A 24,939-nucleotide genomic window follows, 5' to 3' on the forward strand; every position below is an offset into this window, starting at 1 on the left:
CTCGTCCGACGCATTCGACCTGCCGGCCCTTGGTGAGGAGTACCGCCATGAGCAGTGACCAGATAGCAGCCCCGAACTCCCGCGAGCAGCATCGCGTGAGCACCACGGATCCCGTCCACCGGGACGCACCCGAACCACGCGACGCCGCCGAACCGGTGTCCCCGTTCGAGCGTTTCTCGGCAGTGCCCGAGGATCAGGGCCTGTACCGCTCGGAGGACGAGAAGGACGCGTGCGGTCTGGCCGTCGTGGCCACCCTGGACGGCGTGGCCTCCCACGACATCGTGGACGCCGCGCTCACGGCCCTGCGCAACCTCGAGCACCGCGGTGCGGTAGGTGGGGACGAGGGCACCGGGGACGGCGCCGGTCTGCTGACCCAGATCCCGGACGAGTTCCTGCGCGAGGTGGTGGACTTCCCGCTGCCGCCCCAGGGGGCCTACGTGGTGGGCACGGCGTTCATGCCCACCGGCGGTAAGCACCTCGAGGAGCTCAAGCGCTCGCTCGAGGAACTCGCCCGCATGGAACGCCTCACGGTCCTGGGCTGGCGGGACGTCCCCGTAGTTGACGACGCCGTGGGCGCGTCCGCGCGCGCCGTGATGCCAACGTTCGTGCAGTTCTTCGTCTCCGACAGCAGTCACAACGAGCGGGCGGCGTCCCTGTTTGCGCAGGACGCAACGTCCTACGATCCCGTGGCCGCCCAGCTCGAACTGGACCAGAAGGCGTTCCGCGTGCGCAAGCGCGCGCAGAACAAGTTCGGGGTGTACTTCCCGTCCTTCTCGTCCCGCACGCTCGTGTACAAGGGCATGCTCACCACGGCTCAGCTCGAACCGTTCTACCCGGACCTGTCCGATCCGCGGTTCACGACCAAGCTCGCGGTGGTGCACTCGCGCTTCTCCACCAATACGTTCCCATCCTGGCCGCTCGCCCAGCCCATGCGAACGCTCGCGCACAACGGTGAAATCAACACCGTGGTGGGCAACCGCAACTGGATGCGTGCACGCCAGTCCTCGCTGTCCGGGGCCGTGCTGGGCCGCCAGCCCGAGGACCTTTTCCCCATTTGCTCGGAGGGCGCGTCCGACTCGCAGTCGCTCGACGAGGTCGCCGAGCTGCTCCAGCTCGCGGGCCGGCCCGTGACCGAGACCATGCTCATGCTGATCCCGGAGGCGTGGCAGAACCATGAGACCATGGATCCGCAGCTCAAGGCTTTCTACCAGTACCACGCCACGCTCATGGAGCCGTGGGACGGTCCCGCGTGCGTGTCCTTCACGGACGGCGTGCGCGTGGGCTCGGTCCTGGACCGTAACGGGTTGCGCCCGGGGCGGTTCTGGCAGACCGACGACGGTCTGGTGATCTTCGCGTCCGAGGTGGGCGTCGTGGACGTGGGGGAGCGCGTCGTCGTCCGCAAGGGCCGGGTGTCCCCGGGGACCATGTTCCTCGTGGACACGGACGAGGGCCGGATCGTGGAGGACCGCGAGATCAAGGCCGAACTCGCCGCCACCAAGCCGTGGCAGGACTGGGTGCGGGACTCGGTGCTGCCCATCACGGAGCTGCCCGAACGCGAGCACATGACCCACCCGCCGCACTCCATCCGGTTGCGGCAGAAGACCTTCGGCTACACCGAGGAAGAGCTCAAGCTGATCATCGGTCCCATGGCCGTGGCCGGCGCCGAGCCCATCTACGCGATGGGCACGGACACGCCCGTGGCAGTGCTGTCCAACCGCTCGCGGCTGTTGTTCGACTACTTCGTGCAGTCCTTCGCGCAAGTGACCAACCCGCCGCTCGACGCGATCCGCGAGGAACTCGTCACGTCCATGGCCGGTGCCGTGGGGCCCATGGCCAACATGCTCTCCACGCAGCAGACCCGGACGCGCCAGATCCAGCTGAACTTCCCGGTGATCGACAACGACCAGCTGGACCAGTTCGTGCACCTGGACGACGACGGCGTGCCCCTGAGCCTGCGCGTGCGCGGGCTGTACCGTCCCGTGGACGGTGCGGACTCGCTGCGGGCCCGGATCGCGGAGATCTGCGAGAAGGTCTCCGCGGCCGTGAACCGCGGGGTGCAGTTCGTCATCATCTCCGACCGGGATTCCAACGGCGTGTGGGCTCCCATCCCGTCCCTGCTGCTGACCTCCGCCGTGCACCACCACCTGTTGCGCTCGGCGACCCGCACCAAGGTGGCCCTGATCGTGGAATCGGGGGACGTGCGGGAGGTCCACCACGTGGCCCTGCTGCTGGGCTACGGGGCGTCGGCCGTGAACCCCTACCTGGCCATGGAATCCGCCGAGGAACTCGTGCGCCGCGGGGAGATCCGGGGGGTCACGGAGGAACAGGCCGTGGCGAACCTCATCAAGGCGCTGGGCAAGGGCGTGCAGAAGATCATGTCCAAGATGGGCATCTCCACCGTGCAGTCGTACTGCGGTGCGCAGACGTTCGAGGCGCTGGGCCTGTCGAGCGAGCTCGTGGACGACTACTTCGCGGGCACACGGACCCAGATCGAGGGCGTGGGTCTGGACGTGATCGCCGCGGAGATCCAGTCCCGACACCGCCTGGCCTATCCGGAGGACGGCGTCACCGAACCGCACCGGGACCTCGCCACGGGCGGCGAGTACGACTGGCGCCGCGAGGGACCGCGGCACCTGTTCGACCCGCACACGGTCTTCCGGTTGCAGCACGCGACCCGCACGGGCCGCTACGACATCTTCAAGTCCTACACGTCCCGCGTGGACGACCAGGCCAAGGAGCTCGCGACCCTGCGCGGACTCATGAGTTTCGCGTCCACGCGCGAGCCCGTGAACATCGACGAGGTGGAGCCCGTGAGCGAGATCGTCAAGCGGTTCTCCACGGGTGCCATGAGCTACGGCTCGATCTCCGCGGAGGCCCACGAGACGCTCGCGATCGCCATGAACCGTCTGGGCGCCAAGTCCAACACGGGCGAGGGCGGTGAGGACGTCGAGCGGCTGATCGACCCCGAGCGGCGTTCGGCGATCAAACAGGTGGCCTCTGGCCGGTTCGGGGTCACGAGCCTGTACCTCGCGACCGCGGACGACCTGCAGATCAAGATGGCCCAGGGCGCCAAGCCCGGCGAGGGCGGGCAGCTCATGGCGCAGAAGGTCTACCCATGGATCGCGCGCACGCGCCACGCGACTCCGGGGGTTTCGCTGATCTCCCCGCCGCCGCACCACGACATCTACTCGATCGAGGACCTCGCGCAGCTGATCTACGACCTCAAGCACGCCAACCCTCGCGCTCGCGTGCACGTCAAGCTCGTGTCGGAACGCGGGATTGGCACGGTCGCGGCGGGCGTGACCAAGGCCAAGGCCGACGTCGTACTGGTCTCCGGCCACGACGGCGGCACGGGCGCGGCGCCCCTGAACTCGCTCAAGCACGCGGGCATGCCGTGGGAGCTGGGACTCGCGGAGACCCAGCAGACCCTGCGGCTGAACGGGCTGCGCGAGCGCGTGGTCGTGCAGGCGGACGGCCAGCTCAAGACGGGGCGCGACGTCGTCGTCGCCGCGTTGCTGGGCGCCGAGGAATTCGGCTTCGCCACGGCGCCGCTCGTGGTGGAGGGCTGCATCATGATGCGCAAGTGCCATCTGGACACGTGCCCCGTGGGAGTTGCCACGCAGAACCCCGAACTGCGCAAGCGCTTCACGGGCAAGGCCGAGCACGTGGTGAACTTCTTCGAGTTCATTGCCCAAGAGGTGCGCGAGATCCTCGCCGAACTCGGGTTCCGCAGCATCGCGGAGGCCGTGGGGCACGCCGAGGTACTGCGCACGCGGGAGGCCGTGGCGCACTGGAAGGCCAAGGGGCTGGACCTGAGCCCCGTGCTCGATTCGTTCCGCGCGGAAGGGGTCACGGACGGACTGCGCAACACCGGCGTCCAGGACCACGAACTCGAGAAGCACTTCGACACGAAGCTCATCCCGCTCGCGCAACCGGCGATCGAACGCGGTGAACCCGTGCGCGTACAGGAACGCGTGATCAACACGGACCGCGCCGTGGGCACGATGCTCGGATACACCGTGACCAGCGCGCTCGGGACCCGGGAGCTGCCGGATGACACGATCGACGTGACCCTGACCGGTCAGGCCGGCCAGTCACTGGGCGCCTTCGTGCCCCGCGGTATCACGCTGCGGCTCGAGGGGGACGCGAACGACTACACGGGCAAGGGCCTTTCCGGCGGACGGATCGTCGTGCGGCCCCCGCGCGACGCCGGATTCGTGGCCCACGAGAACGTGATCGCGGGCAACGTGATCGGTTACGGCGCCACGAGCGGCGAGATGTTCTTCAACGGCACCGTGGGGGAGCGCTTCCTGGTGCGCAATTCCGGGGCAACCGCGGTGGTCGAGGGCATCGGTGACCACGGCTGCGAGTACATGACCGGGGGTGTGGCCGTGGTGCTGGGTGAGACGGGCCGCAACTTCGGGGCCGGGATGTCCGGCGGTGTGGCATACGTGCTGGACCTGGACGAGCGGGACGTGAATAAGCAGGCCCGCGAGAGCGGTGAACTGCACCTCGAGCACCCGGACGCCAACGACCGTGAGTTGCTCGCCGACCTCATCAAGCGCCACGGTGAGGAGACCGGGTCCGAGTTCGCGCGCCAACTGCTCGCGGACCCGGACCGCACGATGTCGCGCTTCACCAAACTGCTGCCGCGGGACTACTCCGCGGTGCTTGCACTGCGCAACGAGGCCGAAGCCGCCGGGGACGACCCGGACGGCGACGGCACCTGGCACAAGATTCTGGAGGTGACCGGCCGTGGCTGATCCCCGTGGTTTTCTCAAGGTCCGCACACGCGAGGACCGTCCCAAGCGCCCCGTCCCGGTGCGCCTTATGGACTGGGCGGAGGTGCAGCAACGCCAGGAGGCGGGGACGCTGCACGAGCAGGCCGGGCGCTGCATGGACTGCGGTGTGCCGTTCTGTCACCAGGGGTGTCCCCTGGGCAACCTCATCCCCGAGTGGAACGACCTCGTGTGGCGTGACCGGTGGGACGAGGCCTCCGAGCGGATGCACGCGACCAACAACTTCCCGGAGTTCACCGGGCGCGTGTGCCCCGCGCCGTGCGAGTCCTCGTGCGTGCTCGGGATCAACCAGGAGCCCGTGACCATCAAGCAGGTCGAGTACGCGATCGGCGAGAAGGCGTTCGACGACGACCTCATCAAGCCCTACGTCCCGCAGCGGCTCGTGGGCAAGACGATCGCGGTGGTGGGTTCCGGTCCCGCCGGACTCGCGGCGGCCCAGCAGCTCACGCAGGCGGGGTTCACGGTGGCCGTGTACGAACGGGACGACCGGATCGGCGGTCTGCTGCGCTACGGCATCCCCGACTTCAAGCTCGAGAAGTCCGTGCTCGAACGCCGGCTCGAGATCATGCGCCAGGAGGGCACCAAGTTCCGCCCGGGCGTGGAGATCGGCACGGACATCACGTGGGACGCGCTGCGCAGGCGTTACGACGCCGTGATCGTGGCCACGGGTGCCACGCGGCCCCGTGAGCTCGCGATCCCCGGCCGCGAGCTCGCGGGGATCCACTACGCCATGGACTTCCTCGTGCGAGCCAACCACCTGGTGGCCGAGGACCACGTCCCCGACCCCATCGACGCGCGCGGCAAGCACGTGATCGTGTTGGGCGGCGGTGACACCGGTTCCGACTGCATCGGCACCGCGCTGCGCCAGGGTGCGGCGTCCGTGACGTCGCTCGCGATCGGTCGCAAGCCTCCCGTGGACCGCGCGGACGAGGAACCGTGGCCCATGATGCCCCGGGTCTTCGAGGTCTCCACGTCCCACGAGGAGGGCGGCGAACGCACGTACCTGGCCTCCACGGTGGAGTTCGTGGGGCAGGACGGCCGGGTCACGGGACTGCGCGTCGCGGAGACCGAGTACCGCGAGGACGGCTCCCGCGGTCCCGTGGCCGGCACCGAGAAGGTGTTGCCTGCGGACCTGATCCTGCTCGCCCTGGGATTCACGGGCAATGAGTCCCGCGAGCTCACCGAGCAGCTACCCGTGGCGCTGGACTCCCGGGACAACGTGGCGCGGGACGAGACCTACATGACCGCCGTGGACGGGGTGTTCTCGTGCGGTGACGCAGGTCGTGGGCAGTCCCTCGTGGTGTGGGCCATCGCGGAGGGCCGGGCGTGCGCCGCTCACGTGGAACGCCACCTGACAGGCCAGACCCGGTTGCCAGAACCCGTGACCCCGTCCGAGCGGGCGATCGACCTGAGCCTGTGACCCGCCCGCGTCCGTGATCCTCCCGGCACCCGCCATGAGTCCTGCCATATCAATTCCCGGGGCTCGTTGCTAAGGTAGGAACGAACATCGGCGAAGCGGCCGCGGTCGGGCAGCACCAGGCTGCTCGACCCGGCCGCTTCGTCATATGCGCCAACCATCCGCCATTCGAAAGGGAGTCACCCATGCGTCGAGCGAAGATCGTGGCCACCATCGGCCCCGCCATCTCCTCGTACGAGAACGTCACCCAGGCGATCCAGGCCGGAATGAACGTGGCTCGCCTCAACATGAGTCACGGTGACCACACCGTGCACAATACGTCCTACGAGAACCTGCGCCGGGCCAGCGAAGAGCTGGGCACCACGGTCGCGATCCTCGCGGACCTGCAGGGGCCCAAGATCCGGCTGGGCAACTTCGCGGACGGCCCCCATGCGCTGGACGTGGGTGACACCTTCACGATCACGATCGAGGACGTCCCCGGCTCCAAGGAGCTGTGCTCCACGACCCACAAGGGCCTGCCCGGCGACGTCAACGTGGGGGACCCGTTGCTGATCGACGACGGCAAGGTCGCCCTGCGCGCCACGGCCGTGTCGGACACCGCCGTCACCACCGAGGTCGTGGTTGCCGGAACCGTGTCCGACCACAAGGGCATCAACCTCCCCGGCGTGGCCGTCAACGTCCCCGCACTGAGCGAGAAGGACGAGGCGGACCTGCGCTGGGCCCTGCAGCGCGGCGTCGACATCATCGCGCTGTCCTTCGTGCGGGACGCCCAGGACATCACCCGGGTGCACGAGATCATGGCGGAGGAGGATCGCAAGATCCCCGTGATCGCCAAGATCGAGAAGCCTCAGGCCGTGGATGCGCTGCACGAGATCATCGACGCGTTCGACGGCATCATGGTTGCCCGCGGCGACCTCGGTGTGGAGCTGCCGCTGGAGGCCGTGCCGATCGTGCAGAAGCGCGCGATCGAGCTCGCCCGCCGCTGGGCGAAGCCCGTGATCGTGGCCACCCAGGTGCTCGAGTCCATGATCGACAACCCGCGCCCCACGCGCGCCGAGGCCTCGGACTGCGCGAACGCCGTGCTCGACGGCGCGGACGCCGTGATGCTCTCGGGCGAGACCTCGGTGGGCAAGTACCCCATCAAGACGCTCGAGACCATGTCGAACATCATCCTGGCCACCGAGACGCAGGGTATGGACCGCATGCCCCCGCTGGGCACCGAGCCCCGCACGCGCGGCGGCGCCATCACCCGTGCGGCGGTGACCATCGCCCGGCAGCTGGACGTGAACTACATCTGCACGTTCACCCAGACGGGTGACTCGGCCCGCCGGTTGTCCCGGTTGCGCCCGGAACACCCGATCCTCGCGTTCACCCCCGAGAAGAGCGTGCAGGCGTGGCTGCAGTTGCTGTGGGGCGTCCAGCCCATCCGGGTGGATCGCGTGGAGCACACCGACGACATGACTCGTCAGGTGGACCACTACCTGCTCCAGCATGATCTCGCCAACACCGAGGACATGGTCATCATCTGCGCCGGTTCGCCCCCGGGCCACGCCGGGTCCACCAACCTCGTGAAGGTGCACCGCGTGGGTGACCTCCAGGACGCCGGCGAGGCACCCCAGCGCGAACCCCGCGAGCGCGTGGGACCGTGGGGCGGCATGGCCGGGCCCGCCACGTGGCGGGAGCCGTGATCGGTCGCTGACCCACGCGGGTCGGCCGTATGGCGGACCGCTACGAGCGGTTCTCGTCGCGGCATCTGCGTGTGGGTGTCGATCCGATGTTCTAGTGGAGTAAAGGCAGTCCGGACGCCGTCCGAGCTGCCTTTACTCCACTCTGGGTGCTGACCGTGGACGCTGATCGATCGCGCGAACAGCGGCTGGGGCCCCACGGTCTCCGAAAGGTTTTGCTACGCGCCTTGATCACGGAGCCGGTCCCGCATGAGGGATTCGAGCAGCGTGATGGGCAGGGGCCGGTCATAGGGAAGCGTGATGAACCCGGCGCCGTATCCCCCCCCCCCCGCAGCCGCTACCCGTGACTGGTGGGGTGCGAAGAACTCGGGGGTGAACCGCAGGGAGCAGTGGTGCTTGAAGTTCTACAGCATCCACAGAGTGGTGTTGTCATCGAGCACGGGCGGGCCTCCCCATTGCTGACAGGTTCCCGACCGGTCCACCCACCCGCCCGACCACGGATGCGGGGAGACCCACGACCCCCCGTGCATTCGCCCTGTCTTCGGCCACGAAAAACGGCCCCGCGGGTGCGAGGCCGTTCCAAAGGTGCTCCGACGGAGCGAGTAGTCGTGCCCAAGGTGGGACTCGAACCCACACATGTCTCCATACTGCATTTTGAGTGCAGCGCGTCTGCCAATTCCGCCACTTGGGCATGTCCGGGAAGGGGACCGTAGTGCGGGCCACCGCCGCCGGTGCGGATAACAGCATACATGATGGGTCTAGGCTGGAGACCGGTCCGCCCCTTCCGCGCCCGGGGGTGTGATGTGTCCCATGAGGCGCGTTCGCGGCACTCGTGGTTGGATGCCGTGTCGACACGACCAAGTTGTCCCCAAACCTAGGAGTCCCCGTGACGGATTCGTCGAACACCCCGGAGCCCACTGCGCCCGGGGCACAACGGTCGGGCGCCGCAGACCCTGACGCCGCGCAGCCCGACACCGCCCGCGCCGAGACGACCCACGTCGACGCCGCGCCCGCCCAGGACCACGCCGCCCGTTCCGAGGCGCAGGGTTCCGAAGCCAAGACGGTCGTCGTCGCGGAGGACGAGGCGCTGATCCGCATGGACATCGTCGAGATGCTCGAGGACGCCGGGTACCGCGTGGTGGCGCAGGCGGAGAACGGGGAGCGCGCCGTCGCCCTGGCCTCCGAACACCGCCCGGACCTCGTGCTCATGGACGTGAAGATGCCCGTGATGGACGGGATCACCGCCGCCGAGCAGATCGCGCAGGACCGGATCGCGCCCGTGGTACTGCTCACCGCGTTCAGCCAGCGCGAGCTCGTGGAGCGTGCGCGGGAGGCCGGCGCCATGGCGTACGTGGTCAAGCCGTTCACCGTGGACGACGTGGTGCCCGCGATCGAGATCGCGATGTCTCGTTTCGAGGAGATCACGGCCCTCGAGAGCGAGGTCGCGGACATGAAGGAACAGTTCGCTACGCGCAAGCTCGTGGAACGCGCCAAGTCGCTGCTGCAGACCAAGATGGGTCTGTCCGAGCCCGAGGCGTTCCGCTGGATCCAGAAGACGTCCATGGATCGCAGGCTGTCGATGCGCGAGGTGGCCGAGGCGATCATCAGCCAGGTGGCCTGACGCCCCCGGGGCCCAGCTCGTCCCGGGCCGCACGCGGAACGCGCCCGAAGCTGTCCCTGGCCGTGCGGCGTCCCGCGTCCGAGCCCGTGTTCCGCCGGGGCCTGTGCCTGTCCGGGGGTGGCCCTAGGATGGAGCCGTGACTGAGACGAGCAAGCAGGCCAGCCAGGACGTCCCTGAGACCCGCACCGTGGTGATCGGCGAGAAGACCGAGCACCCGCAGGAGGTCTCGCTGCCCGTTCCGGTGTCCCGGCCCGAGAAGCGCTTGCTACTGATCGACGGCCACTCCCTGGCGTTCCGCGCATTCTTCGCGCTATCCCGCGCTGCCGAGTACGGTGGGGGCCCCGGTTTCGTGACGTCCGACGGCGTCCACACCGAGGGCGTCTACGGATTTGTGAACACCATGGTCAAGCTCGTGCGCGAGGAGAAGCCCACCCACCTGGTCGTCTCCTTCGACCTCGAGGGCCCTACCCTGCGCTCCCAGGAGTACGGGGAGTACAAGGGCGGCCGGGACGAGACCCCGGAGGAGTTCCACGGGCAGGTCCCCAACATCCGACGCATCCTCGAGGCTGTTGGCATTCCGATCGTCACGAGCGAGGGCCACGAGGCGGACGATGTCCTGGCCACGCTCGCCACCACGGCCGCCGCCGAGGACTTCGAGGTGCTCGTGTTCTCGGGTGACCGGGACGCGTTCCAGATGATCACGGACCACGTGACGGTGGTCTACCCGGGCCGCACGCCGTCGGACCTGCGCCGCATGGACGCGCAGGCGGTCTTCGAGAAGTACAAGGTGGCCCCGCAGAACTACCCGGACCTCGCCGCGCTGACGGGGGAGACCGCGGACAACCTACCGGGTGTGCCGGGCGTGGGTCCCGGCTTCGCGGCCAAGTGGATCACGTCCTACGGTCCCGTGGAATCGCTGCTCGAGCACGCGGACCGGATCACCGGCAAGAAGGGCGAGGCCCTGCGCGAGCACGAGGACCTCGTGCGGCGCAACCGCAAACTCAACCGCCTGGTCACGGACCTGCCCCTCGGCGTGGACCTGGATCACGCGGTACTGCCCGAGGCCGATCCCGAGCGGGTCGGCGTAGTCTTCGACGAGCTCGAGTTCGGTGCCCAGTTGCGCGGGCGTCTGCTCGAGGCCTTCGGTTCCCACGCTTCCGACGACGCCGCCGCCGCCACGGTTCCCGAGGTCACCGACGTCACCCGGGTGCGCACCGCCCAGGAGTTCAGCGATTGGCTGGACGCGGGGGAGAAGGACGTGCCCATCGTCGTCCGCCGCTTGGCGCACGACCCCAAGGCGCCCTCCGGCGCGGAGGTGACCACCCTCATGCTCATGAACCAGGGCGGTGCCGCCGTGGACCTCGTGACCGCGGACCAGGAGCTGACCATCGCCGTCGAGGCATGGCTCGCAGACCCGGCGGCGCCCAAGATCGTGGACGGCCTCAAGGACCTGTACCACGGTCTGATCCAGCGCGGGATCAAGCTCGCCGGTGTCGTGGACGACGTCCAGCTCTCCGGCTACCTCGTGCGGCCCGCGCTGCGTTCCTACGAGCTGGACGCCCAACTGAGCCACCACCTGGAGGTGGAGGTGCCCCGCGCGGACGAGTCCGCGGCGTCGGAGAAAAACGGACAGACCGAACTCGCGCTGGACGCGTCGGACGAACAGGACGAGCTGGCCGGTGTGAGCGACGCCGAACTGCGTCGCCAGGCCACGCTCGGTTCCGCGTGCCGGCAGTTGAGCGAACACCTGCGCGGGCTGCTCGAGGCCGACGGCCAACTGGGGCTGCTCACGGATCTGGAGATGCCCCTCGCCGTGATCCTCGCCCGGATGGAGGCCACGGGGATCGCGATGGACCGCCCAGGTATCGACCGGTTGTTCGACGACCTCCAGCAACCGATCGACCAGGCCTTCGAGCAGGCGCAGGCGCAGATCGACCACGAGATCAACCTGGGTTCCACCAAGCAACTGCAGGCCGTGATGTTCGAGGAACTCGGCCTGCCCAAGACCAAGAAGACCAAGACCGGGTACACCACGGACGCCGCGGCGGTCGCGGACCTGCTCGGACGCGTGGACCCCGAGACCCAGGGTTCGCGGTTCCTCGTGGCGCTCATGAACTGGCGCGAGTACTCCAAGCTCAAGCAGATCGTGGCCGGATTGCGGGACGCGATCGCCGAGGACGGGCGCATCCACACCACGTACCAGCAGACCGTGGCGGCCACCGGACGGCTGTCCTCCACGGGTCCCAACCTGCAGAACATCCCCGTGCGCACCGAACAGGGCCAGCGCATCCGCGACGTGTTCGTGGTGGGGGAGGACTCCCAGGGCCCGTTCGAATGCCTCATGACCGCGGACTACTCCCAGATCGAGATGCGGATCATGGCCCACCTGTCCGGGGACGAGGGCCTGATCGAGGCGTTCCGCGGCGGGGAGGACCTGCACCGGTTCGTGGGCTCGCGCGTGTTCGACGTGGCCCCGGAGGACGTCACCCCTCAGATGCGTTCCAAGGTCAAGGCCATGAGCTACGGCCTCGTCTACGGGCTGAGCTCCTACGGCCTGTCCCAGCAGCTGAACATCGGCGTGGACGAGGCCCGCACCATGATGAGCGGCTACTTCGAACGCTTCGGCGGCGTGCGGGACTTCCTGCGCGGCGTCGTCGAGGAAGCCCGTTCCAAGGGCTACACCGAAACGATCGACGGGCGACGCCGCTACCTCCCGGACCTCACGAGCGACAACCGCCAGGCCCGCCAGGCCGCCGAGCGCATGGCCCTGAACGCACCCATCCAGGGCTCCGCCGCGGACATCATCAAGAAGGCCATGATCGGCGTGGACCGGGCCCTGCGCGAGGACGACCTGCGCTCGCGGGTGCTGCTGCAGGTCCACGACGAACTCATCGTGGAGGTCGCCCCGGGGGAGACGGAGCGGGTCGAGGAGATCCTGCGCACCGAGATGGCCGGGGCCGCGGAACTGACCGTGCCCCTGGACGTCAACGTTGGCACGGGGCGGACATGGCACCAGGCCGCCCACTGACCGCCTGAGCGCACGGGATCACTCAGCCCGCCGCTCGGTGCCGCAGCAGGCCGCGCACCCAGCACGACACCCGCCACCGCGCGGCGGGCCACGGCACACCCGAACCGCCCGAGTCACGACGAGGAGCATCATGAACGCGACACCCCGGCACGAGCAGACCCGCGAGAGCGAGTACAGCGCCCGCGGGAACGACTACGTCCTGCGCCGCTTTCTCGCGAACGAGGGTGGCACGGACGCGAACCCCGAGTTCGTGGAGTGGAACCGGGCGGTCGCCCAGGGGTTCCACGGCCGTGAACCGGGGCAGGAGGCCACCGAGCGCAACCTGCGATCGATGCGCGCCGCTGGCACCCGGTTCCGCGCCGCATACACCGCGGACCCCGTGCCCACAGCCGCGCTGGGGGCCGAGCGACCTGTGGCCACGTTCTGCTCGTGGGACTCGGAGCTGACGCTCGGGGAAGGGAGCAGCGTGCCCGCGTGGTTGGTCTCTGAGGTCACGGTGCGCCCAACCCATGCCCGGCGAGGACTGTTGCGCCGGCTCATGACCACCGACCTGACCGAGGCCCACGAGGCGGGGTTCCCGATCGCGGCGCTCACCGCCTCCGAGGCCACGATCTACGGTCGCTTCGGTTTCGGTGCGGGCACGTTCAACTCCGAGATCACGGTGGACGCGCACACGCGGTTGCAGTTGAAGGCCCCGACCGTGGGCACGGTGGAAATGGCCGACAACCACGCCGTGGCCGAGCTGGCGCCGAGCATCTTCGATCGCTTCCACCGCGTGACGGCAGGCTCCCTCACGCGCACTCAGAAGTGGTGGGACATTATCTCCGGTCGGTGGAACTGGGACCAGGAGGGCGCGGATCCTGAGATCCGCACCGCGGTGCACTACGACGCCCGGGGTGAGGCGGACGGCTACGTGAGCTACAAGTTCGTCTCCACCCAGGGGTTCCAGGGGTACCTGAAGGTCGTGGACCTCGTGTCCCCGAGCTCGCAGGTGCGCATCGCCCTGTGGGAGTACCTGTGCAACCTGGACCTCGTCACGGAGGTGCGCTACAACAGCGCCCAGATGGAGGACCCGCTCATGTGGGGCATGGTGGACATGTCCGCCTACACCGTGCGCAAGCGCTTCGAGCGACTGTGGTTGCGCGTCCTGGACCCGGTGGCAGCCCTGTCCGCCCGGCACTACACGTCCCACCGCAAGGTCAGGATGTCGGTCGTGGACTCCATGGGCTTCGCGGACGGGATCTACGAGATCGACACCACCGGTGATGCCCCCCGCGTGGAACGCGTAGCGGACCGCCCGCGCACACAGGACGATCTCGCGGGGAAGTCCATGCCCGCCGTGGAACTGCCCGACGGCGCGGACGTCGCCCTGAACGTCGATTCGCTCGGCTCGCTGTACCTTGGGGCGGTCAAGGCGTCCACGCTGCATTACGCGGGCCTGCTGCGCGTGCGCGACGACGCCGCCCTGCGGGACATCCAGGCGCTCATGTCCACGCCCACCCACCCGTACTGCATCTCCCCGTTCTGAGCGCGGCTCGCGCAGCGCGCGGACGCACCCTTCAGGCTTGAACCGACACGGTTTCGGGCCTAGACTGGAGCGGTGCGTGTATTCGCACGCCCACATCAAGCGTGACGTCGCCAATCCGGTGCGCCCTACAGGGCGGGGTCGGTGACACCAAACCATCACATCAATTTCATCGGAGTCCCTACTACATGACCACCACCACCCAGCAGGTCGCCGTCAACGACATCGGAACTGAAGAGGATTTCCTCGCCGCTGTCGACGCGACCATCAAGTACTTCAACGACGGCGACCTCGTGGAAGGCACCGTCGTCAAGGTCGACCGCGACGAGGTCCTCCTGGACATCGGGTACAAGACCGAAGGTGTCATCCCCTCTCGTGAGTTGTCCATCAAGCACGACATCAACCCCGATGACGTCGTGGCTGTGGGTGACGAGGTGGAGGCTCTGGTCCTCACCAAGGAGGACAAGGAAGGTCGCCTGATCCTCTCCAAGAAGCGCGCTCAGTACGAGCGCGCCTGGGGCGATATCGAGAAGGTCAAGGACGAGGACGGCGTCGTCACCGGCACCGTCATCGAGGTCGTCAAGGGCGGCCTCATCCTGGACATCGGCCTGCGTGGCTTCCTGCCCGCCTCCCTCGTGGAGATGCGCCGCGTCCGCGACCTCGCTCCGTACATCGGTCAGCAGCTCGAGGCCAAGATCATCGAGCTGGACAAGAACCGCAACAACGTGGTGCTCTCCCGCCGTGCATGGCTCGAGCAGACCCAGTCCGAGGTGCGCGCCAACTTCCTGCAGCAGCTGCAGAAGGGCCAGGTCCGCACGGGCACCGTGTCCTCGATCGTCAACTTCGGTGCGTTCGTGGACCTCGGCGGTGTTGACGGTCTGGTGCACGTCTCCGAGCTGTCCTGGAAGCACATCGACCACCCCTCCGAGGTCGTCGAGGTCGGTCAGGAAGTCACCGTCGAGGTGCTGGACGTGGACATGGATCGCGAGCGTGTGTCGCTCTCGCTCAAGGCCACCCAGGAAGATCCGTGGCAGCTGTTCGCCCGCACCCACGCTCTGGGTCAGGTCGTCCCCGGCAAGGTCACCAAGCTGGTTCCCTTCGGTGCGTTCGTTCGCGTCGAGGACGGCATCGAGGGCCTCGTGCACATCTCCGAGCTGGCGCAGCGTCACGTGGACATGGCCGAGCAGGTCGTCTCCGTGAACGAGGAGCTGTTCGTCAAGGTCATCGACATCGACTTGGACCGCCGCCGGATCTCGTTGTCCCTCAAGCAGGCCAACGAGGGTGTGGACCCGGACTCCACCGAGTTCGATCCCGCCCAGTACGGCATGGCCGCCGAGTACGACGAGCAGGGCAACTACAAGTACCCCGAGGGCTTCGATCCCGAGACCAACGAGTGGATCGAGGGTTACGAGGAACAGCGCGCCGCGTGGGAGGAGCAGTACGCTCAGGCCCAGGCCCGCTGGGAGGCTCACAAGGAGCAGGTGCGCAAGCACCTGCAGGAAGACCAGGATGCGGCGACCACCTCGTCCTCCTCGTCCTCCCCGAGCCACTCCTCCGGCCCCACGAGCTACTCCTCCGAGGCTCCGGCCGAGGACGCCGGGACGCTCGCGTCCGACGAGGCCCTCGCCGCTCTGCGCGAGAAGCTCACCGGTCACTGAGTCGCACGCGGCGGCACGTCGGCCCGTGAGCTCGCCGTGAGGTGAATCCGAGAGGTCCCGCTCCCCGTGACGAGGAGCGGGACCTTTCACATGTCCGGGACGTCCTCCCACCGGGCGGGTCCCTCGTGGACGCTCGCGTGGCCCGCGGTGATGCTCGCAAGGGCTGCCCGGGCGTCGTCGATGGCGCCGGGGAGGTCCGCCACGAGCAGGCGCAGGGTCGCGTCCGCGGAGCCGTAACCGGTGGGCAGGACCGTGAACCCGCGGGCGCGCAACTGGGACTCCACGCGGCCGGCCTCGGCGTAGGGGAGCGGCAGGGTCAGTTCGCGGCAGCGCATCCTGCGCACGAGCGGGGCGGTGTCCAGCGCGGCGGTCACGGCACCGGAGTAGGCGCGCACGAGCCCGCCGGCCCCGAGCTTGACCCCGCCGAACCACCGCACGACCACGCCACACACGTCCGAGAGGTCACCGGCCTCGTCCGCGGTGCGTTGCCGGGTCGTGGCGTGCGCGGTCAGCGCCTGCAGCATGGGCGTGCCCGCGGTACCCGCCGGTTCGCCGTCGTCGGACGAGCGCGTCGTGGCGCGCGTGGGTCCGAGCACGAACGCCGAGCAGTGGTGACGGGCGTCCCGGTGCTCGGCGGCCACACGGGAGATGAACTCGCGGGCTTCCGCTTCCGTGTCCACGCGGGTGAGTAGTGCTAGGAACCGCGACTTCTTGATCTCGAGCTCCGCGCTGTGCACGATGCCCCGGCGCGGGACGGTGTAGGACACGCGCGAGTCCGCGGCGTCGTGGGAGAGGGATTCGGCGGGCACACCACCAGTGTAGGGACGCCCCGATCCGGGGGCTCGTGGCCGCGCGGGGGGCCCGGGACGGTCCCGGGGCGCCCGCTCTGAGCACGGGAGGGCCACTACAGTGAGACCTGCCGCGCCGACGCGGCCACGTGCCACCGCCTCCCATCGGAAAGCTGACCTGTGCTCAATCGTCTTCACGACCGACTGGGGTTGCGCACGACCCCGTCCATCTTCTTCGTCTCGGCCGCGCTGGTCGTCGTCTTCACGCTCGGCATGAGTCTGTTCCCGGGGCCCGTGCAGTCGGTCTTCGGCGTGGTCTCCCATGCGTTGCGCTACCAGACGGGATGGTTTTACACCTTCAGCGTGACCGCTCTCGTGATCTTCGCGATCGGTCTGGCACTGAGCCGCTACGGTCGCGTGAAGATCGGCGACGACGATTCCGTCCCGGAGTACTCCGGGATCGCGTGGTTTGGGATGCTCTTCGCGGCGGGCGTGGGCGCCGTGCTGATGTTCTGGGGTGTGGCCGAACCCATCAACCACTACGCGAACCCACCCATGTACGGCACCGAACCCGCCTCGGACCGCGCCGCGGTGGAGGCCCTGAACATCGCCAACTTCCACTTCGGCGTGCACATGTGGGCGATCCTCGCCGTCCCCGGTCTGACGTTCGGGTACTTCACGTACAAGCGCAAACTGCCCCCGCGCGTCTCGTCCGCGTTCCACCCGGTGCTCGGGGACGGGATCCACGGCCCGTGGGGAAAAGCGATCGACGTGCTCTCGATCGTCGCGACCGTGTTCGGGCTCGCGGTGTCCGTGGGGCTCGGGGCGCTGCAGATCAACAGCGGCCTCACGTACGTCTACGGCATCCCGATGGAGGGGTGGATCCAGGCGGCGATCATCGCGCTGATCACGGCGGTGGGCCTGGCGTCCGTGCTCGCGGGCATGGAGAAGGGCGTCAAGCGACTGTCGTACGCGAACATCGTCCTGGCCGTGGCCCTGTTGCTGTTCGTGCTCATGGCCGGGGCCACAATGGACACGATGCGCAGCATCGTGGAATCCGTGGGTGGCTACGTGAACCAGTTGCCCACGCTCGCGTTCTTCAACGACACGTTCGGCGGCGGCACGTGGTCCGGTGACTGGACGGTGTTCTACTGGGCCTGGACCGTCACATGGGCGCCGTTCGTGGGGATGTTCGTGGCCAAGATCTCGCGCGGGCGCACGATCCGCCAGTTCGTGGTGGGGGTGCTCGGCGTCCCGTCGTCGTTCGTGGCGGTGTGGATGGCCATCTACGGCTACAGCGCGATCCGCATCGACCGCGCTCCCGAGACGCAGGGCAGTCTCACGGACACCATCGTCACGCAGGGCAACGTGGAGGCCGCGCTGTTCCAGTTGCTCGGATCCATGCCGTGGTTCGCGGTCACCGCGCTCGTGGCGCTCGTGGTCATCACGATCTTCTTCATCACCTCGATCGACTCCGGCGCGCTCGTGATGGACGCAATGGCCAATGGCCACGAGGACGAAGGCCCGCGCCGGCAGCGGATCTTCTGGACGCTCGCCGTGGGCGCGGTGTGTGCGGCGATCATCACGACCTCCGGCGAGAACGGGCTCAACGCCCTGCAGGAGGTCATCATCGTGATCGGTGCTCCCGTGATGGTCCTGGAGGTCCTGCAGGCCGGGATGCTGTTGCGGGCGTTACGCCAGGACGCCGGTACCGCGCGTCCCATGCGCACGCGGCAGTGGAAGAAGGTGCTGCCCGCGGAGGAGTACCACCGCAGGGCGCAGCAGGACACCGCCGCGATCGAGGACTACGTCATCCGTCCCGAGTACGAGGTGGGCACCGAACCCGATCACGACACCCATCAGCCCCGCACGTGGCACTGGCAGCGGGAGCAGGAGGGCCGGCCGGTGTTCCAGCTCGCGCTCACCGGTGGGCCGTCGGCGGGCAAGCACACCGTGGCCCGCGAGTTCGAGGCGCTGGGCGCCGTCGTCGTGGACAGCTCAGCGCTGTGGGGCGAGCTCCTGAGCCCGGGCACGGACACGCGCGCGGACGTCGAGCGCGTCTTCGGGGAGCAGTTGCGCGCCCGGGGGGTCTCTTCGCAGGACAACGCCGCTGCGGCCGAGGCGCTCGACGACCTGATGACTCACAACGACGCCGCCAGGGCCCGCGCCCACGAACTGTTGCTCCCCGCGCTGCGGGAGGCGGCGCGGCGTCGAGCCCGGGACGCGGGACCCGACAGCGTGGTCGTGCAGGTGATCCGGGACCCGCTCGAGGCGGACCAGGGGGACCGGTTCGACCTCGTCGTGGCCGTCGACGCACCCGTGGAGGACCGGGTGCGGAGGTTGCGCGCGGGTAAGGGCCTGCCCGCCGAGGACGCGTGGGACCGGGTGGACGTGGCCGCCGGGCCGGAGGAGATCCGGGCGGTCGCGGACGAGGTGATCGTCAACGACGGTGACCTCCACGGTCTGCGGGAGCGCTCCCGCGAGATCTGGCGCGACCACGTGCTCCCGGCACTGGGCCGGGACCAGGACACGGAAGGACACCGTCATGACTGAGCTGTTGCGCAGACCTGGCCACACCGAGACCCTGCGGGTCGGGCTGACGGGCGGGATCGCCTCGGGCAAGTCCACCGTCTCGCGGCGGCTGAGCGAGCTCGGGGCGCTCGTCGTGGACGCGGACGCGATCGCCCGGGCCCTGCAGGAACCGGGGGAACCAGGCTACGAGGCCATGGTGGCCCACTTCGGTGAGCGGATCGTGCAGCCGGACTCGGGCGCACTGGACCGCGCGGCGGTCGCGGCCATCGTGTTCGACGACCCCGAGCAGCTCGCGGCCCTGAACGGGATCATCCACCCGCTTGTGCGGCGCGAGACCGCGCGGCTCGTGAGTGAGGTACCGCCGGGGGGAGTGGTGGTCCACGACATCCCGCTGCTCGTGGAGACCGGTCAGTACGGGACGATGGACGAGGTGCTCGTGGTGCAGGCGCCCGAGGACGAGCGGGTGCGGCGGATGGTCGAGGACCGCGGGATGAGCCCGGAGGACGCCCGCCGCCGGATCGCGGCCCAGGCCACCGACGAGCAGCGCCGGGCGGTGGCCACGGCAGTCCTCGACAATTCCACGACCATCGAGGACCTGCTCGCGCAGGTGGACGAGTGGTGGCGCACGCGGGTCCTGTGAGCAGTTCCGGAGCGATGCGAGCCGCCCGGATCCGTGTCTGAGTCGGCGCGTACGCTGGGTCCATGTCGCTCGCGCAGAAGATCAATCGTGTGGTCGCCCCGTTCGAGGTCGTGTCTGAGTACCAGCCCGCCGGTGACCAGCCCAAGGCCATCGCGGACCTGTCCCGCCGGATCGAGGGCGGGGAGAAGGACGTGGTACTCATGGGCGCCACGGGCACGGGTAAGTCCGCGACCGCCGCGTGGCTCATCGAGGCCGTCCAGCGGCCCACGCTGTTGCTCGTGCAGAACAAGACCCTGGCCGCCCAGCTGGCCAACGAGCTGCGCGAACTGCTGCCCCACAACGCCGTCGAGTACTTCGTCTCCTACTACGACTACTACCAGCCGGAGGCCTACGTCCCCCAGACGGACACCTTCATCGAGAAGGACTCCTCGATCAACGAGGAGGTCGAGCGGTTGCGACACTCCGCCACCAATGCCCTGCTGACCCGCCGCGACACCGTGGTGGTCTCCACCGTGTCCTGCATCTACGGTCTGGGCACCCCGGAGGAGTACGTCAAGCAAATGGTCACCCTGGCCGTGGGCCAGGAGATGGACAGGGACACCCTGCTGCGTCAGTTCGTGAACATGCAATATGTGCGCAACGACGTGGACTTCCACCGCGGGACGTTCCGCGTGCGCGGGGACACCGTGGAGATCATCCCCATGTACGAGGAACTCGCGGTGCGCATCGAGTTCTTCGGGGACGAGATCGAGGCGATCTACACGCTGCACCCGCTCACGGGGGAGATCGTAAACGAGGAGCAGGAGATGTACGTCTTCCCCGCCTCGCACTACGTGGCCGGTGCGGAACGCATGGCCTCGGCGATCGAGTCCATCCAGAAGGAGCTGCAGGAGCGGCTGCAGGAGCTCGAGTCGCAGAACAAGCTCGTGGAGGCCCAGCGGTTGCGCATGCGCACCACCTACGACCTCGAGATGATGGAACAAATGGGCTACTGCAACGGGATCGAGAACTACTCGCTGCACATCGACGGCCGCCCGCGCGGTTCCGCTCCCCACTGTCTGCTGGACTACTTCCCGGACGACTTCCTGCTCATCATCGACGAGTCCCACGTGACCGTGCCGCAGATCGGTGGCATGTACGAGGGGGACATGTCCCGCAAGCGCACGCTGGTGGAACACGGCTTCCGGTTGCCGTCCGCCATGGACAACCGCCCCCTGAAATGGGACGAGTTCCTGGAACGAATCGGGCAGACCATGTACATGTCCGCGACCCCGGGGCCGTACGAGATGTCCAAGGTGGACTCCGTGGTGGAGCAGATCATCCGCCCCACGGGACTCGTGGACCCCCAGGTGATCGTCAAACCCACCAAGGGTCAGATCGACGACCTGCTGGAACAGATCGAGTTGCGCGTGGAACGCGACGAACGCGTCCTGGTGACCACGCTGACCAAGCGCATGGCGGAGGACCTCACCGAGTACCTCATGGAACACGGTGTGCGGGTCCAGTACCTGCACTCGGACGTGGACACCCTCAAGCGCGTGGAACTGCTGCGGGACCTGCGCATGGGCACGTTCGACGTCCTCGTGGGCATCAACCTGTTGCGCGAGGGCCTGGACCTGCCCGAGGTCTCCCTCGTGGCCATCCTGGACGCGGACAAGGAAGGCTTCCTGCGTTCCACCACGTCCCTGATCCAGACGATCGGTCGCGCCGCCCGTAACGTCTCGGGTGAGGTCCACATGTACGCGGACAAGATCACCAATTCCATGAACGTTGCGATCGAGGAGACCAACCGCCGCCGGGAGATCCAGGTCGCGTACAACGAGGAACACGGGATCGATCCGCAACCGCTGCGCAAGCGGATCGCGGACATCACCGATCAGTTGGCACGCGAGGACGAGGACACCCGCACCCTGCTGGCCCAGCGCGCCGCCGCCAACAATCACACCGCTCCTGTCAAGGGCGGTAAGGGCAAGGCCACAGGCAAGGCCACGGGCAAGGATCAGGCCGCGGCCGCCGCGGAGTCCAAACTGCTGCGCGACGGTGTCGCGGCCGCACCCGCCGAGGACCTCGTGGATCTGATCGAGGACCTCAGTGAGCAGATGCGCAACGCCGCCGCCGAGCTGAAGTTCGAGCTGGCCGGGCGGCTGCGGGACGAGATCGCGGACCTCAAGAAGGAACTGCGGCGCATGAAGGACGCCGGCCACGCGTGAGCCGATCGCACCCCTCACGGCGAGTTGTTAGTCAGGTAAACTTCCCGAGTTACCCAGCCCGTTCCCGGGCTGCTGCATACGTCGTTCTCGCCTAAGGGGTGCTCGTGGAGGTTTCCGGTCTGCAATGGGGGGTCACCATCGCGGTGATCGTGGGGTTGCTCGCGTACGACTTCATCTTCCACGCGCGCAAACCGCACGAACCCAGCATCAAGGAAGCGGCGCTGTGGACCAGCCTGTACGTGTCCCTGGCCCTGATCTTCGGCCTGCTGATCCTGTTCTGGGACGGCCCGGGCTTCGCGGCGCAGTACTACGCGGGCTTCGTGACCGAGCAGGCCCTGTCCGTGGACAATCTGTTCGTGTTCCTGATCATCATGGCGTCCTTCAAGGTGCCCCGGGCGGACCAGCAAAAGGTGCTCCTGTTCGGCATCGTGGTGGCTCTGATCGCCCGCACGGTGTTCATCTTCATCGGCGCGGCCGCGATCAACCGGTGGTCCGCGCTGTTCTACGTGTTCGGTCTGTTCCTGCTCTACACCGCGGGCAACCTGGTCAAGGGTGAGGTCACGGACAAGGACGAGGGAGACGAGGCCAACAACGTGATGGTTCGTCTGGCCAAGCGCTTCCTCAAGACCACGGACGAGTACGACGGCGACAAGCTGTTCACCGAGGTCGACGGCAAGCGCGTGATGACCCCCATGCTGCTGGTCATGGTGGCCATCGGGCTCACGGACATCATGTTCGCCCTGGACTCCATTCCCGCGATCTTCGGTCTCACCCAGGAGACCTACATCGTGTTTACGGCCACCGCGTTCTCCCTCATGGGCCTGCGCCAGTTGTACTTCCTGATCGACGGTCTGCTGGACCGGTTGATCTACCTCTCGTGGGGTCTCGCGATCATCCTGGGCTTCATCGGCGTGAAGCTCATCCTGCACGCCCTGCACGAGAACACCCTGCCGTTCATCAACGACGGCGAGCCCGTGCACGTGGTCGAGGTGACCACCGGGTTCTCACTGGCTGTGATCCTGGGGGTGTTGATCGTGACCGTGCTCGCATCGCTGTTCAGCCCCAAGGGCCGCGCGGTGCGCATCGTCAACGGCGCGCGCGACTGGGCCGAACGCTACCTGGACCTGCCCGAGGACGCGCCCCGGGACGAGCGGGTCAAGGCCGCGGAGAAGATGACCAAGTACCGGGAACTGCTGCCCACCGTGAAGGAGAAGTACCGGGACGAGCTCATCGAGTCCGAGGCCCGCTACCACGACCTGCTCGAACGGGCCCACGGATTGCGTCAGCACCGGCTCGCCCGGACCGAGAACCGCTGAGCTCGCGTCTCGCCCGAGGGCCCGTCCAGGGCCCGCCACCGTGGCCCGCTCACGGATCCGCCACGAGGCCCCGCCGGTGCACCGGCGGGGCCTCGCCCGTCACCGCGTGCCTCCACGCCGGGAAACCGGTACACTCTTACCTGATCAAGGGAGTATCCCACCACTTCCGTGCACGTCAGTACGTCGGGCGCCGTCGCCGGGCCGGGCACGGACCACGCCGCACCCCGTCCTCCGCGCGAGGGCCGGCGCGTGGGGGAGAGACTTGTGCGGTACACCTCACCCACAAGGAGACCCTCCGTGGAGATCACATCCTTCCAATGGGGCATCACGATCGCCCTGATCGTGGGCCTGCTGGCCTACGACTTCATCTTCCACGTGCGTAAGGCGCACGAACCGTCGATCAAGGAAGCGGCCATCTGGTCCGCGGCGTACGTGGGCATCGCGTTGCTGTTCGGCTTCGTGATCCTGTGGCTGGACGGCCCCACGCTCATGGCCGAGTACTACGGCGGCTACGTCACGGAGAAGGCGTTGTCGGTGGACAACCTCTTCGTGTTCCTGATCATCATCGGCTCGTTCGCGGTGCCCCGGGCGGACCAGCAGAAGGTGCTGCTGTTCGGCATCATCTTCGCGTTGATCGCCCGCACGGTGTTCATCTTCATCGGCGCGGCCGCGATCAACACCTTCGCGTGGGTTTTCTACCTCTTCGGCCTGATCCTGATCTTCACCGCGGGCAACCTGATCAAGGGCGAGGTCACGGACGACAAGTCGGACGAGGCCAACAACATCGTGGTGCGCCTGGCCAAGAAGGTCTTCCACACCACGGACTACTACGACGGCGACAAGCTGTTCACGAGGCACAACGGCAAGCGCGCGCTGACCCCCATGCTGCTCGTGATGGTCGCGATCGGTGGCACGGACATCCTCTTTGCCCTGGACTCGATCCCCGCGATCTTCGGCCTCACGCAGGAGCCGTACATCGTGTTCACGGCCACCGCGTTCTCGCTCATGGGTCTGCGCCAGTTGTACTTCCTGATCGACGGTCTGCTGGACCGGTTGATCTACCTCTCGTGGGGCCTGTCCATCATCCTCGCGTTCATCGGTGTGAAGCTCATCCTGCACGCGCTGCACGAGAACACCCTGCCGTTCATCAACGACGGCGAGCACGTGGCCGTCGCCGAGATTGGGATCGGCACGTCTCTCACGGTGATCATCTCCGTGCTCGTGCTCACCGTTCTCATCTCGCTGTACAGCCCCAAGGGCCGCGCGTTGCGCACCATCCAGAAGACGCAGGACCTCACCGAGAAGTACCTGGCTCTCCCGCAGGACGCGGACGCCGAGGAGCGTCACAAGATCGCCGGGGAGCTCGCGCGGCTGCAGAAGCGTTTCCCGCGGATCTCGGAGAAGCACAAGAACGAGCTGATCGATTCCCGCGCTCGGTTCCGTAAGATGCTCGAGACCGCCCGGGGTCAGCACCGCGAGTTCGAGGAGACCGGCCGGGTGCAGACCCCCTCCCCGGACTTCGCCGAGGAGAGCCACCACGACGACACCGCCTCCCCGGCCGCCCCGGGGGCCAACACGGGCAAGGCCGCTCCTGCGGGTGAAGCGGCCGCGGACGCCACGCCGGGTGCGGGGACCGCCCGCGGCGACTCCTCGGGCGGGGGCTCGACCGCGGCGCGGTAGGCCACCCGGCTGCCCGAGGCGTACGACGACGCCGCTCGAA

The 24,939-nt window shown here is 68.0% G+C and carries 13 protein-coding genes and 1 tRNA gene; 12 read left to right on the forward strand and 2 right to left on the reverse strand.

The genetic code is table 11. The features are described from left to right. The first annotated feature begins 47 nt into the window (after positions 1 to 47). The 3 genes from gltB to pyk all read left to right on the forward strand — a co-directional run bounded on the left by gltB (position 48) and on the right by pyk (position 7,904). Positions 48 to 4,763 (forward strand): glutamate synthase large subunit, encoded by a 4,716-nt coding sequence (gene gltB / locus HBK84_RS06235; RefSeq protein WP_240919122.1) that lies wholly within the window; start codon positions 48 to 50, stop codon positions 4,761 to 4,763. Then, the gene (locus HBK84_RS06240) at positions 4,756 to 6,219 is read left to right on the forward strand and encodes a glutamate synthase subunit beta (RefSeq protein WP_035962101.1); all 1,464 of its coding nucleotides are present in this window, start codon (positions 4,756 to 4,758) and stop codon (positions 6,217 to 6,219) included. Before gltB ends, HBK84_RS06240 begins: the two co-directional genes overlap by 8 nt. 182 nt (positions 6,220 to 6,401) lie before the next feature. Beyond that, a complete protein-coding gene (gene pyk, locus HBK84_RS06245) occupies positions 6,402 to 7,904 on the forward strand; it encodes a pyruvate kinase (protein WP_167318451.1) in 1,503 nt (500 codons plus the stop codon). Positions 7,905 to 8,510: 606 nt separating this feature from the next. Here the strand turns inward: pyk and HBK84_RS06250 are convergent. Continuing rightward, positions 8,511 to 8,592 (reverse strand) — tRNA-Leu (locus HBK84_RS06250). A 195-nt stretch (positions 8,593 to 8,787) separates the two neighbouring features. Here HBK84_RS06250 and HBK84_RS06255 point away from each other — a divergent pair. The 4 genes from HBK84_RS06255 to rpsA all read left to right on the forward strand — a co-directional run bounded on the left by HBK84_RS06255 (position 8,788) and on the right by rpsA (position 15,733). After that, complete coding sequence (locus tag HBK84_RS06255; RefSeq protein ID WP_035962094.1) at positions 8,788 to 9,522, forward strand: ANTAR domain-containing response regulator; 735 nt, start codon at positions 8,788 to 8,790, stop codon at positions 9,520 to 9,522. Positions 9,523 to 9,658: 136 nt separating this feature from the next. Then, a complete protein-coding gene (polA, locus tag HBK84_RS06260) occupies positions 9,659 to 12,550 on the forward strand; it encodes a DNA polymerase I (protein WP_167318452.1) in 2,892 nt (963 codons plus the stop codon). A gap of 130 nt (positions 12,551 to 12,680) precedes the next feature. Beyond that, complete coding sequence (locus HBK84_RS06265; RefSeq protein ID WP_167318453.1) at positions 12,681 to 14,078, forward strand: GNAT family N-acetyltransferase; 1,398 nt, start codon at positions 12,681 to 12,683, stop codon at positions 14,076 to 14,078. A 185-nt stretch (positions 14,079 to 14,263) separates the two neighbouring features. Beyond that, a complete protein-coding gene (gene rpsA / locus HBK84_RS06270) occupies positions 14,264 to 15,733 on the forward strand; it encodes a 30S ribosomal protein S1 (protein WP_035962088.1) in 1,470 nt (489 codons plus the stop codon). Positions 15,734 to 15,819: 86 nt separating this feature from the next. Here the strand turns inward: rpsA and HBK84_RS06275 are convergent, their stop codons facing one another. Beyond that, positions 15,820 to 16,542 carry a YigZ family protein gene (locus HBK84_RS06275; protein WP_240919123.1) on the reverse strand — a complete coding sequence of 241 codons (723 nt, stop codon included), beginning with the start codon at positions 16,540 to 16,542 and terminating at the stop codon, positions 15,820 to 15,822. Positions 16,543 to 16,701: 159 nt separating this feature from the next. Between HBK84_RS06275 and HBK84_RS06280 the strand changes: the two genes are divergently transcribed. The 5 genes from HBK84_RS06280 to HBK84_RS06300 all read left to right on the forward strand — a co-directional run bounded on the left by HBK84_RS06280 (position 16,702) and on the right by HBK84_RS06300 (position 24,899). Continuing rightward, positions 16,702 to 19,074 (forward strand): dephospho-CoA kinase, encoded by a 2,373-nt coding sequence (locus HBK84_RS06280; RefSeq protein WP_167318454.1) that lies wholly within the window; start codon positions 16,702 to 16,704, stop codon positions 19,072 to 19,074. Then, positions 19,067 to 19,693: a dephospho-CoA kinase gene (coaE, locus tag HBK84_RS06285; RefSeq protein ID WP_167318455.1), complete on the forward strand. Its 627-nt coding sequence runs from the start codon at positions 19,067 to 19,069 to the stop codon at positions 19,691 to 19,693. The genes HBK84_RS06280 and coaE overlap by 8 nt, the downstream gene beginning before the upstream one ends. 62 nt (positions 19,694 to 19,755) lie before the next feature. After that, positions 19,756 to 21,903 (forward strand): excinuclease ABC subunit UvrB, encoded by a 2,148-nt coding sequence (gene uvrB / locus HBK84_RS06290; RefSeq protein ID WP_144996595.1) that lies wholly within the window; start codon positions 19,756 to 19,758, stop codon positions 21,901 to 21,903. Between the two features lie 104 nt (positions 21,904 to 22,007). After that, complete coding sequence (locus HBK84_RS06295; RefSeq protein ID WP_064846601.1) at positions 22,008 to 23,219, forward strand: TerC family protein; 1,212 nt, start codon at positions 22,008 to 22,010, stop codon at positions 23,217 to 23,219. A gap of 297 nt (positions 23,220 to 23,516) precedes the next feature. Continuing rightward, positions 23,517 to 24,899 carry a TerC family protein gene (locus HBK84_RS06300; protein WP_144996597.1) on the forward strand — a complete coding sequence of 461 codons (1,383 nt, stop codon included), beginning with the start codon at positions 23,517 to 23,519 and terminating at the stop codon, positions 24,897 to 24,899. Positions 24,900 to 24,939 lie beyond the last annotated feature (40 nt).

Origin of the sequence: Kocuria sp. KD4, assembly GCF_011769905.1 — a bacterium.
Classification (GTDB): domain Bacteria; phylum Actinomycetota; class Actinomycetes; order Actinomycetales; family Micrococcaceae; genus Kocuria; species Kocuria marina.